This is a genomic window from Prosthecobacter fluviatilis, assembly GCF_055388355.1.
Genome location: NZ_AP043782.1, coordinates 1462203 through 1476587, shown reverse-complemented (window position 1 = coordinate 1476587; position 14385 = coordinate 1462203). Strand labels below are relative to the sequence as shown.

At 61.7% G+C, this 14385-nt stretch carries 13 protein-coding genes; 5 read left to right on the top strand and 8 right to left on the bottom strand.

All coding sequences use genetic code 11. From position 1 onward, the window contains the following. The first annotated feature begins 88 nt into the window (after positions 1-88). Positions 89-772 carry an SDR family NAD(P)-dependent oxidoreductase gene (locus ACZ5WW_RS05670; protein ID WP_377166870.1) on the top strand — a complete coding sequence of 228 codons (684 nt, stop codon included), beginning with the start codon at positions 89-91 and terminating at the stop codon, positions 770-772. 31 nt (positions 773-803) lie between these two features. Here the strand turns inward: ACZ5WW_RS05670 and ACZ5WW_RS05665 are convergent, their stop codons facing one another. Continuing rightward, positions 804-1541 (bottom strand): RluA family pseudouridine synthase, encoded by a 738-nt coding sequence (locus ACZ5WW_RS05665; protein ID WP_377166872.1) that lies wholly within the window; start codon positions 1539-1541, stop codon positions 804-806. Between the two features lie 5 nt (positions 1542-1546). Continuing rightward, complete coding sequence (locus tag ACZ5WW_RS05660; protein ID WP_377166874.1) at positions 1547-2242, bottom strand: M15 family metallopeptidase; 696 nt, start codon at positions 2240-2242, stop codon at positions 1547-1549. Between the two features lie 62 nt (positions 2243-2304). Here ACZ5WW_RS05660 and ACZ5WW_RS05655 point away from each other — a divergent pair, with 62 nt between their 5' ends. Further along, positions 2305-3546, top strand: coding sequence for a prepilin peptidase (locus tag ACZ5WW_RS05655; protein ID WP_377166876.1), 1242 nt, complete (start codon positions 2305-2307; stop codon positions 3544-3546). 192 nt (positions 3547-3738) lie between these two features. Here ACZ5WW_RS05655 and ACZ5WW_RS05650 read toward each other — a convergent pair whose 3' ends face one another. The 5 genes from ACZ5WW_RS05650 to rsfS form a co-directional block, all read right to left on the bottom strand. Then, on the bottom strand, positions 3739-5337 hold the full coding sequence (locus ACZ5WW_RS05650; protein WP_377166878.1) for a sulfatase family protein: 1599 nt from the start codon (positions 5335-5337) through the stop codon (positions 3739-3741). 293 nt (positions 5338-5630) lie between these two features. After that, positions 5631-7142 carry a sugar ABC transporter ATP-binding protein gene (locus ACZ5WW_RS05645; protein WP_377166880.1) on the bottom strand — a complete coding sequence of 504 codons (1512 nt, stop codon included), beginning with the start codon at positions 7140-7142 and terminating at the stop codon, positions 5631-5633. Positions 7143-7158: 16 nt separating this feature from the next. Next, positions 7159-7617, bottom strand: coding sequence for a hypothetical protein (locus ACZ5WW_RS05640; RefSeq protein WP_377166882.1), 459 nt, complete (start codon positions 7615-7617; stop codon positions 7159-7161). An 80-nt stretch (positions 7618-7697) separates the two neighbouring features. Continuing rightward, positions 7698-8738, bottom strand: a complete 1041-nt coding sequence (locus tag ACZ5WW_RS05635) for a sugar ABC transporter substrate-binding protein (RefSeq protein ID WP_377166884.1) — start codon at positions 8736-8738, stop codon at positions 7698-7700. Between the two features lie 86 nt (positions 8739-8824). Continuing rightward, a complete protein-coding gene (gene rsfS / locus ACZ5WW_RS05630) occupies positions 8825-9298 on the bottom strand; it encodes a ribosome silencing factor (RefSeq protein ID WP_377166886.1) in 474 nt (157 codons plus the stop codon). Positions 9299-9418: 120 nt separating this feature from the next. Here rsfS and ACZ5WW_RS05625 point away from each other — a divergent pair, with 120 nt between their 5' ends. From ACZ5WW_RS05625 to ACZ5WW_RS05615, 3 genes are all read left to right on the top strand, one after another. After that, positions 9419-10831 carry a hypothetical protein gene (locus ACZ5WW_RS05625; RefSeq protein WP_377166888.1) on the top strand — a complete coding sequence of 471 codons (1413 nt, stop codon included), beginning with the start codon at positions 9419-9421 and terminating at the stop codon, positions 10829-10831. 68 nt (positions 10832-10899) lie between these two features. Then, positions 10900-12408, top strand: a complete 1509-nt coding sequence (locus ACZ5WW_RS05620; protein ID WP_377166890.1) for a sensor histidine kinase — start codon at positions 10900-10902, stop codon at positions 12406-12408. A 26-nt stretch (positions 12409-12434) separates the two neighbouring features. Continuing rightward, the gene (locus ACZ5WW_RS05615) at positions 12435-13112 is read left to right on the top strand and encodes a response regulator transcription factor (RefSeq protein ID WP_377166892.1); all 678 of its coding nucleotides are present in this window, start codon (positions 12435-12437) and stop codon (positions 13110-13112) included. On the opposite strand, the gene ACZ5WW_RS05610 is transcribed toward ACZ5WW_RS05615, so the two are convergent. After that, positions 13103-14371 carry an exo-beta-N-acetylmuramidase NamZ family protein gene (locus ACZ5WW_RS05610; protein WP_377166894.1) on the bottom strand — a complete coding sequence of 423 codons (1269 nt, stop codon included), beginning with the start codon at positions 14369-14371 and terminating at the stop codon, positions 13103-13105. The two genes, ACZ5WW_RS05615 and ACZ5WW_RS05610, sit on opposite strands and share 10 nt — an antisense overlap. Positions 14372-14385: the final 14 nt, after the last annotated feature.

Genomic DNA, 14385 nt, shown 5'->3' with positions numbered 1-14385 from the left:
CCGCGCTACGGTCGGCCATCGCTCCGGGTGTAGGACGAACATCCATGTTCGTCCTGCCCACTCGTTCCGCCAGCCGCCGCAGCCCTGCATGTCCACCCCCGCCACCTCCCATCTACCCACCGCCGTCATCACCGGCGGGGCAGGGGGCTTGGCGCAGGCTATCGCCGCCGAGCTCCTGAGTGCGGGCTTCATCGTTCTCGCTCCGGGCCGTGCCGAACTGGACGTGAGCAGCGCCTGCTCCGTGCGCGCCTTCTTCACCGCACTGCCTGCGCTCGACCTCCTCATCAACAACGCCGGCGTCTTCCGCGATGGCCCCGTGCTCAAGATGACCGAGGCCGATTTCGACCACGTCGTGGACGTGAACCTGAAGGGCGCCTTTCTCACCACCCAGGCCGCCGTGAAGCTCATGTCCAAGCAGCGCCGTGGCCACATCATCAATATCGGCTCCTACTCCGCGCTCAGCGGGCCGGCCGGCCAGGCCAACTACGCTGCGTCCAAGGCCGGCCTCATCGGCCTGACGCAAAGCACCGCCAAAGAGTACGGTGCGCGAAACATCCGTGCCAACTGCATCCTGCCCGGCTTTCTGGAAACCAAGATGACCCGCCATCTGCTGGAAGACGCCGCGTGGAAGGAGAACCTGCTCAGCGCCCACGCCCTCGGCCGCCTCAACAGCCCTCAGGATGCCGCGCGCTTCATCGCCTTTCTCCACAGCATGGAGAACATCAGCGGCCAAGTCTTCCAGCTCGACAGCCGCGTGCGGCGCTCGGTTTGAAGTACGACGGGCAAGAGTGCATGGCGTACCTTTACCAATCAAACTCCTCAGGCAGCGGAGCCTCCCAAGCTGCGGGAAAACCTTCGAGGTTCAGTTCCAGCCTGGACGAATGCAGCGCCTGTCGTGGCAGTATGAGCCTTTTTTCCAGTGATTCGGTCCACCCCGTCTCGATGAACTCCAGGTAGCAGCGGTCGTTGCGGCCATAGAGCTTGTCTCCCACAATCGGCAGGCCCAGGTGATGCAGATGCACGCGGATCTGGTGCATGCGCCCCGTCTCCGGCCGTGCCTCGATCAGCGCATGTTTTTCACCGCCGCGTTCAAACCTGCGCAGCGTGCGGAATGCGGTGAGGCAGGGCGTTCCTTCGGAGTGCACCACCTGCTTCACCCAGATGTTGCTCGGCTGCACATCGCGCGCATTGGCGATGGGCGCGTCCAGCGTCAGCTCCTCCCACTCCGGCCAGCCGTGCACCAGGGCGGTGTAGGTTTTGTGGATGCGGCGCTCCTGCATGGCCATGCCAAACAGCCGCGCCAGCTCGTGGTTCTTGGCAATGAGCACCACCCCGCTGGTCTCGCGGTCCAGGCGGTTGATGATGGAAACCTGCCCGCCATTGACGATCTCGTAGGAAAGCAGATCGCACACGCGATGCCACAGCGTGGGCGGGCCCTTGGGATCTCCCGGATGGATCTGCAAAGGCGCGGGCTTGTTGACCACGATGTAGCCTTCCGCCTCGTCGATGACGGTGAAGGTGGCGTTGTTCCGAATGCTCACGGCGGTCACATCGCAGGAAGGGCAATCTGCCAGCCGTAAACAATGGGCTGGGGGTGATTGAGATAGTCACCGTCATCAAAGTGCCACCACTCGGACTCCAGCTGGATGAATCCGGCCTGCTTCATGGCGGCCTGCAGCAGCTGCAGGTTTTGTTTCACCAAAGGGTCTTTCCCCGTGTAGTTTCTGCTGGCATGGGCAAAGTCCTGGTCAAAGCCCGTGGGCATGCGCTGCTCTCGGCCCTGGGCATCCACCAGCGTGAGATCCACCGCGATGCCGCCGCAGTGGCGGCTCCACCCCGCATTGGGAGAGAGAAACATACCGGTGCTGCCGCCGGACTTATGAAGCGTCTCCTGCGCCTCCGGCGGGCGGTACGCATCCCAGATGAGGAGTCCGTAGCCCTGGGCTTGCAGGATTTTCTGGGCCAGCTTCAGCTTTTCAGCCGTCTCCCGTCGCAGCAGGCACGGCATGTCTGCGGGGTAGATGGGGTGGCCGGTGACGTTGCTGGCGGTCGCGTAGCGCAGATCCACCCCGATGCCTGGCACCTCGGCGCGGACATCGACGAGGTTGCGCTTTTCAGCGAGAGCCACGGAGCGGTTTGTTTCCTGGCTGCTGCGCCGAGGCACCGGATGAGCACAGGAGGAAAGAGTGATGACAAGGGGCAGGAGGGCACAGTGCAGGAGCTGGCAGGAATATGAAGTCATGCGGAGTTTTTGCTTCCGTACACACGCACGGCAGGCCAAGTTTGCAAACTCAGCCAATTTCCATGCGCTTTCAAATCCTCAACACCCTGCTGCATCTGCTGGCCTTTTACATGGGCGCAGGCATCGGTTCGTTTCTGAATGTGGTCATCTACCGCCTGCCGCTGGGCATTTCCGTGAACAATCCCCGGCGCAGTTTTTGCCCCTCCTGCAAATACCAGATTCCCATGTGGCAGAACATCCCGCTGCTCAGCTGGCTGCTGCTGCGTGGCAAATGTGCGAACTGTGGCAGTGGGATCTCCATCCGCTACTTCCTGGTGGAGCTGCTGACCGGCATGGTGTTTTACCTGGTCTTTCTCAAGGTCAGCGGGGAATACGCGGTGGGCGGAGATCCTTGGCCCAAGATTCAGGTCTGGGGGCCACAGGTGCTTTGCCTGTGGATCTTCATGAGCCTGCTCATCTCAGGCACCTTCATTGACATCGACCACTTCATCCTTCCTCACAGCATCACCATCGGCGGTGCTGTGGCGGGCGTGCTCTGCTCCTGGTGGGTGCCAGCCCTCATGGCGGAAACCACCCATCTCCGTGGCCTGCTCGTCTCCCTGGCCAGCGCCGCTCTGGGACTTGGCGGCTTGTGGATCGTGGTGGAGCTGGGAAAGCTGGCCTTTGGCAAGGTGAACCACCGGCAGAAGCCCTCCTTTCTGAAATCAGCCTCGCCCGGCATGTGCAAGGTCGCCGGCAAGCTCATGGGCAGCGAATGGCTGGACGGTCCGGTGAAATGGAGTGTGGTCCAGGAAGATGAAGAAACGCCCCCTGTTGTTTCCATCGGCGCCAAAAAAATGTCGTGGGAGGACATCTATGGCTACCGCGACTCCGACCACATGGTGGTCACTTGTTCGGAGTTGCAAGTCAACGACCGCTCATGGCGCGACGTCACAGCCGTGATGTGGATGGAGAAACTGCTCGTCAAATCAGAGGGCGGCGGGGAGGAGTTTCCGCTGGAGGGCGTCAAGACCCTGCACGGTACGGTGTCCCAGGTGGTGATCCCCCGCGAGGCCATGGGCTTTGGCGACGTGCTCTTCCTCATGATGATTGGCTCCTTCTGTGGCTGGCAGGCGGTGCTCTTCACCATCTTTGCCGCCTCGGTCATAGGTACCCTGTTTGCCATGGTTCCGCGTTTTCTGGGCAAAGCCGAATGGAGCGCCAAGATCCCCTTTGGCCCCTATCTTGCCCTGGGCGCGGTCCTCTGGGTTTTCTACGGTCCCCAGGTGGTCGAATGGTACGTGAGCAAAACGATGTGGAGATAGGTCAATCCAGTGCCAAAGACGAGGGCTGGGCCATGCCCAGCACGTGATTGATCGCAGACCGTACGGCTTTCTCGCACCACAAGAGACACGAAAAAGCGACGCCGGCTCGCTTGTCGCGGTCCAAACGGGGACACGAAAGGGAGCAATAAAATGCAAGCCTTGGTGCATTGCAGCAAGGCTGCCATCTGGCTGTTATTCCGCTTTCTTAGCCCCGGCCTTCTTCTTGCCAGCACCTTTGCCTTTGCCCTTGGGCTGCTCCTGCACGGGCGGATTCACCTCGCCGTCAAAGGCCTTGTTTCCGTGGGTAAAGCGCGGCGGTGGCATGGTCTCCTTCACCTCGGCCTGCAGGCGCAGGATCTCGGCCTTCAGTTCCTTCACGGTCTCGGCATAGGCGGGGTCGTTGTAGAAGCTCTTGGTTTCCAGCGGGTCCTTCTCTCGGTCCATCAGCTCCCAGTCGTCCACATCCGGCTTGTAGTAGTGGATGAGCTTGTACCGGTCGGTGATGACGCCGTAGTGCGGGCGCACGCGGTGCGGCACAGGGTACTCGTAGTAGTGGTAGTAGAGCGATTTGCGCCAGTCGGCCGGCTCCTCGCCTTTGAAAAGCGGCACCAGGCTGCGGCCATGCACCTCAGGAAGGTTCGGGCACTGGGCGATGTCCAGGAAGGTGCTCGCAAAGTCGATCAGGCTCACGATCTTGTTGTTCACGGAGCCGGGCTTGATGACGCCAGGCCAGCGCACAAGGAAGGGCGTGCGCAGGGACTCCTCAAAGATCCAGCGTTTGTCGAACCAGCCGTGCTCTCCTAGGTAAAAGCCTTGGTCGCTGCTGAGCATGACCACAGTGTTTTGGGTGAGGCCCTCTTTGTCCAGGTAATCGAGCACACGGCCCACGTTGTCGTCCACCGCTTTCACGCAGGCCAGGTAGTCGTGCATGTAGCGCTGGTAGCGCCATTTCACCAGATCACGGCCTGCAGGTGCGGCTTCGCGGTACTTCGCATTGCGCGGCTCGTAGTAGGCATCCCAGGCCTTCTTTTGTTCCGGGGTCAGATTCCCTGGAGTCACCAGCTTGGTGTCGCGGTCCGTCATCGTGCGGTCGATGCCCATGTCGTGGTCGCTCACAGCCTTGCTGCGGCCGGAGTAGCTGTCAAAGAGCGTCTCGGGTTCCTCATACACGCGGTCTTTGTCAAAGTCGAGGTAGCGTGTGGGCGGCTCCCACTCGCGGTGCGGGGCCTTGTGCTGGCACATCATCATAAAGGGCTTCGTCTTGTCACGCTTCTGCAGCCAGTCGAGCGTGAGGTCGCCGATGATGTCGGTGGTGTAGCCTTCGTACTTCACGTTCTTGCCGTTGTCGATCATGGGCGGGTTGTAGTACACGCCCTGGCCGGGGAGCACGTTCCAGTAGTCGTAGCCCACGGGGTCGGTCATGAGGTGCCATTTCCCGATCATGGCCATCTGGTAGCCGTGCTCGTGCATCACCTTGGGGAAGGTGGGCTGGCTGCTGTCAAACTTGCTGTTGCTGTTGTTATAGAAGCCGTTGGCGTGGGAGTACTTGCCCGTCTGGATGACTGCGCGGCTGGGGCCGCAGATGGAGTTGGTGACGAGGCAGCGGTCAAATCGCATGCCTTCCTTGGCCAGGCGGTCCATGTTCGGCGTGTCGAGCAGTTTGCGGTGGTCGCCGTAGCAGCTCATCGCCTGGTAGGCCAGGTCATCGCAGAAGATGAAGACGATGTTTGGCGGCTGCGCAGCACTGGCGGCGGTGGCCAGAAAAAGGGAAGCGAGGAGTGTGCGGATCATGGCAGGTGCAGAAGGATGGAATGAAGTGCGAACGAATCAAACAGGGCGTCTTTGCATAAAACTTCGCCTTTGCCGCAGCCTGTGGAGTGCGGTCGCGTCGCGAGGAACGAGCGCAGCTACCGCTTTCGCCGTGCGTGTTGGTGTGGGAATGCCCAGGAGACCTCCGAATGCGGGAGCTGGTGAATGCTCATCCTCCCAGCACTCACGAAAGCTGCGAGACGCTCGAAAGCGGTAGCTGCGATGCAGGCCTGCGCCTGGCATCTCCGCGCTCGCACTCCTCAAGCTGCCTCGACTCACCCTGCATGCCCCATGGCCGCAGCCATCAGCTTCTCCTGCGTAGCTTCGCTTCGCGTGAACGACCCGCCGATGCGCCCCTCGTTCAGCATGAGGATGCGGTCGCTCATGCCGATGAGTTCCGGCAGCTCGCTGGAGACGAGGATCACCGCTTTGCCCGCGGCGGTGAGCTGGTTGATGATCTTGTAAATCTCCAGCTTGGCCCCCACATCGATGCCGCGTGTGGGTTCGTCCAGCATGATCACGGAGGGCTCGGTAAGCAGCGCCTTGCCCAGCACCACCTTCTGCTGATTGCCACCGGAGAGCTTGCCCACCACAGCCTCAAGTCCCGTGGCCTTCACGCGCAGGGAGCCAAAGATGTCCTGATTGCGCCGGATCTCCGCATTCCGCTGAATGAACCCGCCGCGCGTGATGCTGCGCAGGGAGGACAGGGAGAGATTGAAGCCAATCGTCTGCTCCAGATGCAGACCATAGCGGCGCCGGTCTTCCGAGGCGAGCACCAAGCCGCGCTGGATGATCCTCTCCGGTGTCAGCCCTGAAAGCGCGCCACCCTTCAGCTCCACATGCCCGGAAACCGGTCGGCCCCAGGCCCCAAAGAGATGCATCAGCAGCTCTGTACGCCCTGCGCCCATCAGGCCGCCGATACCCAGCACCTCGCCTGCACGCAGCTCAAAGCTGATGTCCCGCAGCCGCGTCAGGTCCGTCTCGGCATCCGCTGCTGTGAGCGAATCCACCCGCAGGATCACCTCTCCGGGCTGCGTGCTGCGGCGGGGGAAGAGATCGCCGATTTCACGCCCGACCATCTGGCGGATGACTTCGGCCTTGCTCGTGTCAGCGGCATTCTTGGTGCCCACCGTGGAGCCATCTCGCAGCACCGTGATGCGGTCGGCAATGCCAAAAACCTCATCCAGCTTGTGGGAGATGTACACGCTGGCGATGCCGCGGCTGCGAAGATCGCGCAAGATGTCCAGAAGGATCAGCACCTCATGTTCAGCCAGTGCGGCAGTGGGCTCATCGAGAATCAGAATCTTGGAGTTCTTTGCCAGCGCCTTGATGATTTCCACAAGCTGCTTCTGCCCAACGCCCAGCGTGCGCACCGGGGCAGCGGGGTCCAGGTCCACCTTGAAGCGCTGCAGCAGCGCCTGTGCCTCGCGGTGCATGCGTGGCCAGTCAATGAAAGCTCCCCAGCGCCTCGGCTCGCGCCCCAGGAAGATGTTTTCCGCCACCGTCATTTCTTCCACCAGCGCCAGCTCCTGGTAGATCACCGCGATGCCCGCCTTCTCCGCATCCTTGATCGTGGCAAACTTCGCCTCTTCACCACCCACCTCAAAGCTCCCCTCATAGCTCCCATGTGGATGAATGCCCGAGAGCAGCTTGATGAGCGTGCTTTTGCCCGCGCCGTTCTCGCCGCAGAGCGCGTGTATTTCCCCCTCCTGCAGATCAAACGAGACGTCCTTGAGAGCGGTGACGCCGGGGAAGCGCTTGGTGATGTTGTGGGCTGCGAGGAGCATGACTGCGGCAGAGAGACTATTCCACCAACATGAGCCTGAAGCTGGCCCGAGCGGAGTCCGCAGCCCGGAGAGCATCGCCAAGCGCCCGCAGTTCAAACAGGAGCGCTTCGGCATCCCCAGTTTCGGAAACGTCGTCCGGATTTTCCTCAAGTGCGCCGATCAGGCCATCGATGGTGGGCAGGGCATCGGCGGGAGTGAACCACTCCTCCCAAGGTCCTTGAATATCATCAAGCTCGGAAGGGTCTCCTTCGAAGTCCTCCGGCACCGGGCGGTTGTCTGCAAAGGAAGACAAGGGCCGCCAGCCAGCCTCAGTGGCGAAGCTGTCAAGCTCCTCACAGACAGAGAGGATTTCACAGCAGCCGTCAGGATAGCAAGCGAAGGCGGATGAAGGCTGAGAAGGATTGAATTCAGGGTGAAAGCCAAGGCTCATGGTGAAGGTATGTTGATCAGGAGCAAAAAGCGGTGCTGGTGTCAATGATGACCTTAAGGGATGCCTGCATCGACCGTTCAGACGGCGTCTGCTGTAGTTTCCTTGTTCCTATCTGTGGGTTCGTGCTATTGGAAAACATCCGCTTCCTTGCGGAAACCATCCTTCACAACGGTCTCGCGCAGGTTTTCCTTCGTCACGGAGACAATGTCCAGCAGCACGGTGGGCACCTCGACCTGACCGTTGGGGATGGCATCCTTGGCCACCAGCGGCTTGCGCTGCGCGAGTTTGAGCGCCAGTTCCGCAGCCTTGGTGGCGATGCTCTGGATGGGTTTATAAACGGTCATGGACTGGGTGCCCTGAGCGATGCGCTGACACGCAGCGAGGTCGGCGTCTTGACCGGTGACGATGATCTTTCCGGCCAGCCCTTCCTCCATCAGTGCCTGGATCGCGCCGCCCGCCGTTCCGTCGTTGCTGGCGAGGATGGCGTCGAAATTCGGGCCGTTTTTGGTGATGGCGGCATTGGTGATCTTCTTGGCGCTCTCGGGTTTCCAGTCTTCCGCCCAGTCTTCAAAGATCACCTCTACCTTGCCGGCGGCGATGAGTGGCTGCAGCACGTTGTCCTGCCCCTGCTTGAAGAGCTTGGCGTTGTTGTCCGTCTTTGCGCCATAGATCCGGATGAGGCGCAGCTTGCCTGCTGCGGGGATGCGCTCTGCCAGGAACTTTGCCTGCAGCTCGCCCACCTTCACATTGTCAAAGGTCAGGTACAGATCCAGGTCGCAGTCCGTGATGAGCCGGTCATAGGAGAGCACCGGAATGCCCGCCTGATGCGCCAGTTTCACCGCCTTGGCCATGGCCGCGCCATCGTGTGGGATGATGACGAGCGCGTCCACTTTCTGGGTGATGAGGCTCTCCACATTTTGCAGCTGGATCGCGTCGTTGCTGTTGGCGGACTGCACCAGCACATCAGCCCCAGCGGCCTTGATTTTCTCGGTGAAGAGATCGCGGTCCACCTGCCAGCGTTCCTCCTTGAGCGTGTCCATGGAAAGTCCGATCACAGGACGCTGCCGCACCGTCTTCCCGCCTCCAGCGCCACCCCGCGCGATCACAAGACCGGTGATGACGCTCAGGGCACAGGAGACGAGAACGAGCAGAATGCGGGCGGACATGCCCGCTGTTTTAGCGAAAGCGCAGGCCTAGTGCAAGCGTCCCGCGCGCGGTTTGAAAACCCATCGCCGCAACCGGGAGGGTTGTGCTACTTCTTCTTCGCCGCCTTTTTCGCGGGAGCCTTCTTGGCGGCTTTTTTAGCAGCAGCTTTCTTGGCAGGAGCCTTTTTGGCGACCTTCTTCGGCTTTGGCTCCTTGGGCTCGGGTGCGGGGGCTTCGACGGTCAGTGCCAGCTCAGGGGCATCGCCCCACAGCTCTTCGAGGGCGTAGTACTCACGCTTTTCAGGGGTGAGGATGTGCACCATCACGCTGCCATAGACGAGGATGATCCACTGGCTCTCGAAGTTGCCGTCCTTCACCGTGGGTGGCGTCTGGTGCTCCTCCTTCATGCGCTGCACGATCTCGTCGCGCACGGCGCGCAGCTGCGGGGTGGACAGGGCGGTGCAGAGCACAAAGTAGTCGGAGATGGGCGAGAGTCCGCGCAGGTCCAGGATGCGGATGTTCTCCGCTTTTTTGTCATCGGCGTAAAGGGCGCAGGCGCGGGCAATTTCGAGGTCTTCCATGGTGGTTTGTTATCTAACGCGCAGTCATAAGCATGTATTTGGGGCTTTTGACAGAACTTTTACACTCCCATCATGCAGCGTTGACGCAGGCTGCCGCCCATGCGCCACTCTCACGGCACCATGAAAATCCGCTCACGCCGCTGCTTTTGTCTTTTTCTTCACCTCGCTTGTGCCGGCACCAGCCTGCTTCATGCGCAGCAGGAAAAGCCCAAGGATCCCTTCATCAAAGATAAAAAGGTGGCGGCTGCTGTCCCCGCATCTGGAAAAGAAACGGGCGGCGAGCCCTATGGCGCGGGGAACGGGGCTGCGGCAGCGTCCCCCCAAAACGTGCAATGCCTGATCGAATCCTTCACCCTGCCGCAGGCGGACTACGCTGCGCTGCTGGATGCGCCTGAAGGCCATGACAGGCTCCACGCCCACTTGCTGGCCGCAGTGAGGGCTGGGACAGGCGCTGCAAGGCTGGACGCGTGCCACCTTATCACCACGAAAAGCGGCACCAGAAGCACTTTTGAATCTGTTGACGAGCTCATCTACCCTACGGAGTGGACGCCGGCGGATCGTGCAGGAGTGCAGTACCCCACGGCCTTTGAGATGCGCCAGATGGGGGATGTTTTTGAGTTTGAAGCCACGCTGGATGCTGAAGGCCGGACGCTGGCGGTCACGCAAGCGTTCAAGCGGGACCGCTTTTTAGGCTTCCGCCCGTACAAGGCGGACACCACTCTCAAAGGCATCCCGGTGATGGATGTCCTCTCACGAAATTCCTCCTCCGCCTGCCGCATGCTGCCTGGCTATCCCACGCTCATTGCCACGCTGAAGGATGCACAGCCGGGCGGCATCATGCTCGTCTATGCCACGCTTCAGGTCGTGACTTTGCCGGCGCCAGCCCCCAAGGCGGTTCCTGAAACGAGGCAGGGAAATCTGATCCTCACCGCAAGGGTCATTTCCGTGGACCGCATGAAGGGCTGGGAGCTTCTCAAAAAACATGCGGCAGACGGGGCTGCCTGTCTGGCGGCTTTGAAGCCCATGCTGGCGCAGAAGGAGGCCGCTCTGGAGCACATTGCCACCATCACGACGCAGTCAGGTGTGAGATCTCTGCACGAGTCAGGACTGATCCACACCTACGGCACCGAGTTTTCACCTCCCACAGAGGGCGTGCCAGCCCAGCCTGGCGACAATCCCAAAAAGCCGGGCACACCGGCCCGGCCGCCAGGACTGGCTGGTACCACTGCCCAGGAGCAGCGTGGCACCGGCTTCCGCCTCGAATTGGAGCCCACTGTTGAAGGTCCCTTTGTGCACCTCACCCTGGCTCCCGAGAATGTCAGCATCACGAGCAATCTGAAGGATAAAAATTACGATGAGCACTATCCTGAGCTGCCGCTTTTCTCCGTGCAGAAGACCACCACCGGCTATGCCCAGGTCATCGGCACCACCTACCTCATCGGCACCCTCAATCCGCCTGGAGACACGGGAGCGAACGAACACAAAGATGATGGCCGCATCTGGCTGCTGTTTATGGATGTGAACCCGGAATGAGTGCCGCTGCCCTAGCTTCCTCGTCCCGGCCCGCACCGTCAGTTTCCGGTGCGGGCCTCATGCTGGGCATGATGCTCGCACTGGCCTTCTGCATCGCCGCAGGAGGCGTCCTGGTGGCACGGAGGGAGACGGAGGTGCGGCGTGAGCGCGACCGCCAGGCACAGCATGCGCTGGACAGCGCCATGCAGGCGGAGGCGCGCAAGCTGGAGGAACTCTATGAAGGGCATCTCAGAAACACTGGCTCCCTGCTGGCGCAGTCCATGCGCGACAGCGAAGGCGCCCGCCGCATGGCGCAGAATGTAGAGGGAGTGCGGCGCGTGTCCTGGCTGTTTTGGAAAAGCGCCAGCCCGGAGACGCACCTCAGCATCGGTTTTCCTGCGGACCCGCCGCAGCCGGAGCCCACCATCGAGCGTGAGCACGGCGGCCTGCCGCGTCTGCGCGTGTTGCTCGATTCCAAGCGCCTCTTTGCCGACGTGGGCGGTCAGAGTTCCGGTTGGATCGATGAGCCCGGCAAGCCGCTGATGTTTTACGTGCAGGTGCTCGCCACGGCTGTGGTGCTGACGATTGAGCGCAGTGAAGTGGAAGCCGTCATGAATGGTTTTTTCCAAACATGGCTGCTCCAGGAGTTTCGTGCCGTGGAGCGGCTGGGCGGCCCGGATGCCGTGCAAGACGGGCACGGGAAAATTCTCTGCTCCGTGGGCAGGCCGCCAGCCCAGCGGCCGGATGTGATCGCGCCGGTCATCTCGCGCTTTGGCGTCTGGCAGATCGTCTCCTGGGACGAGCGGGTCATGCGTGCGGCCTACCACACGCCGACGCTTGCCGGGGCCTTGTCTCTGGCCCTGCTGGTGGCGGGTTGCGGCATAGGCATGAGCGCGCAGCAGCGCCGCGCAGCCCGGCTGGCGCAGGAGCGTGTCTCCTTTGTGAACCGCGTCTCCCATGAGCTGCGCACGCCCATGACGAATATCCTGCTGAATTTGGATGTCATCGCGGAGTCGGTGCCGGAGTCCGCAGTCAAGCGGCTGGGGCTGGTGCGTGAGGAGGCAGGGCGGCTGAGCCGTCTCATCGAAAACGTGCTGACATTTTCCCGCCAGGAGCAGGGGAGCTTGAAGCTCAATACCTGCCCATGCCTGCCAGCAGAGACCGTGAGCGGCATTGTGCGGCAGTTTGAGCCAGCCTTGCTGCGGCGTGGCATCACGCTGAGCCATGGCCACGAGGGGGGGGACAGCGAGGTGGTGCTGGATGCCGACGCCCTGGCGCAGATCACGGCAAATCTGCTCTCCAATGTGGAAAAATACGCGCCGAATGCCCCGGCAGCTGTACACACCCGGCAGAGCGAAGACTCATTCACGCTCACGGTGAGCGACGGCGGACCGGGTATTTCCGCCAGCGAGGCCGGGCACATCTTTGAGCCCTTCTATCGTGTGGATGACCGCGTGCAGGCCGGGGTTAGCGGCGCAGGGCTCGGGCTCAGCATCGCACAGGATCTGGCTCAGCGGATGGGCGGCTCGCTGCGGCTGCTGCCGATTGAGAAGGGCGCGTGTTTTGAGTTTCGCGTGCCGCTTGAAAAGCATGCCTGAACCTTTGACCATGCCGCGACCTACCCATGACCATCCTCCTTGCTGAAGACGATCCCGTCACCCTCGAAAGCCTGGCCGCATGCTTGCAGCCGGAGGGCTTTCGCGTATTGCTGGCGCGTGATGGCGAAGAGGCACTGATGCTTTGGCGCAAGCATCGACCCGACCTTCTGTGCCTGGACATCATGATGCCCGGTATGGATGGCTACGAAGTCTGCCGCCGCGTGCGCGCAGAGGATGCCGGAGTGCCCGTTTTGTTTATCTCGGCCAAGAGCGAGGAAATCGATGTCGTCGTCGGGCTGCGTCTGGGGGCGGATGACTTTGTGCGCAAGCCCTTTGGCAAGCACGAACTCATTGCGCGCATCGGCTCCGCACTGCGACGCACACAGGTGGCCAGGTCTCCGGTGGGCAGGTTTCAGATGGGCTCCTTGTCTGTGCTGCCCGCAGAGCTCCGTGCGCAGCGCGAGGGCGAAAGCATGGACCTTACCCCGCGTGAGGTGTCCATTTTGAAACTGCTGCATGAGCGCGCCGGGCAGGTGCTCAGCCGTGACACCCTGCTGGATGTGTGCTGGGGACTCGACTACATGCCGGAAAGCCGCACGCTGGACCAGCACATCGCCAAACTGCGCAAGAAGATCGAGCGCGAGAGCGAGGAGATCATCGAGACGGTACGCGGTGTGGGCTACCGCTGGCGTGGTCAGGGATAAAGCAGGAAACGCTGCCTCTGGGAGCGGAAGCCCTGATTGTAGCTCTGCCACCTCGACACGATGCTCATGGCCGGCACGCCGCGCCGCAGGTCGTGGTATAGGGACTCGCTGCCATACACCTTGTTAAAAAGGTTCAGCTTGGACCCTCCCATGCGGCCGATAACCTTGCCACCGGAGAGGCGGTTGATCTCTGCCAGCAGCAGCACATCCAGCGCGGTGATGTCTGCCGTGGCACGGGGGGAGATGTTGAGGCGCACCCCGCCAAAGCCATTCTTCGCATAAGGTGAGTAGCTCACGCCGGGCGTGTTCAGCCGCTGGCAGTAGGCATACAGCGCCTGCGGATTTACCCCGCTGCCACCTGCGTAGCCAAAGGGGTTTTCCGTGCCGATGCCGATGTCCACCGAAGTCGCACCGCCCAGGATGCCCGTTGCCAAATAATAAAAAGGGGAGGTGGCATGTGGAATGTTTGGGGAGGTCTGGTACCAGCGCAGCCCCGTGTCCTGCCACGTCATGCCGCGGCTCCAGCCCTGCATTTTCACCACGTCCAGCCTTGGCACCCGCGCCACCCAGCCGCGGGAGCACGCCATCATGGCCAGTTCACCGGCCGTCATGCCATGTACGTAGGGCACCGGGATCTGGCCCACGAAGGATTTCCATTTGGACTCCAGCGGCGGTCCTTCCACACGCCAGCCGCCCAGCGGATTGGGCCGGTCCAGCACCACAAACTGCTTACCGCATTCCGCCGCCGCCTCCATGGCCACGATCATGGTGCTGATGTAGGTGTAGCTGCGGCAGCCAATGTCCTGGAGGTCAAACACCAGCACATCGATGGGGGCCAGCATCGCTGGCGTGGGCTTGCGCGTCGGGCCGTAGAGGGAGTACACAGTCAGGCCCGTCACATTGTCACGCCGCGTACTCACATGCAGCCCCGCGCCGATGGTGCCGTCAATCCCATGCTCCGGTGCATACAGCGCCACCAGATTCCGACCCAGCCCGCGTTGCATGGCCGTCCGCGTGCGCTCCCCGCGTCCCGTCATGCTCGTCTGGTTGGTGATCAGACCCACCCGCTTGCCACGGATCAGGTCAAAGCCACGCGACTCCAGCACATCGATCCCCAGCATGAAGGGCCCCTGCTGCGGCTGATAGGACGGCGCTGTCTGCTGCTGCTGATAAGCCTGCGGCGCAGGCAGCTGGCACGCAGCCAGAACAAGAGAGCCCAGGGCAGCTGCGAGCGGAAAAAATATGCGGGGGAAAAGCATGCGCAGTCTTTAGC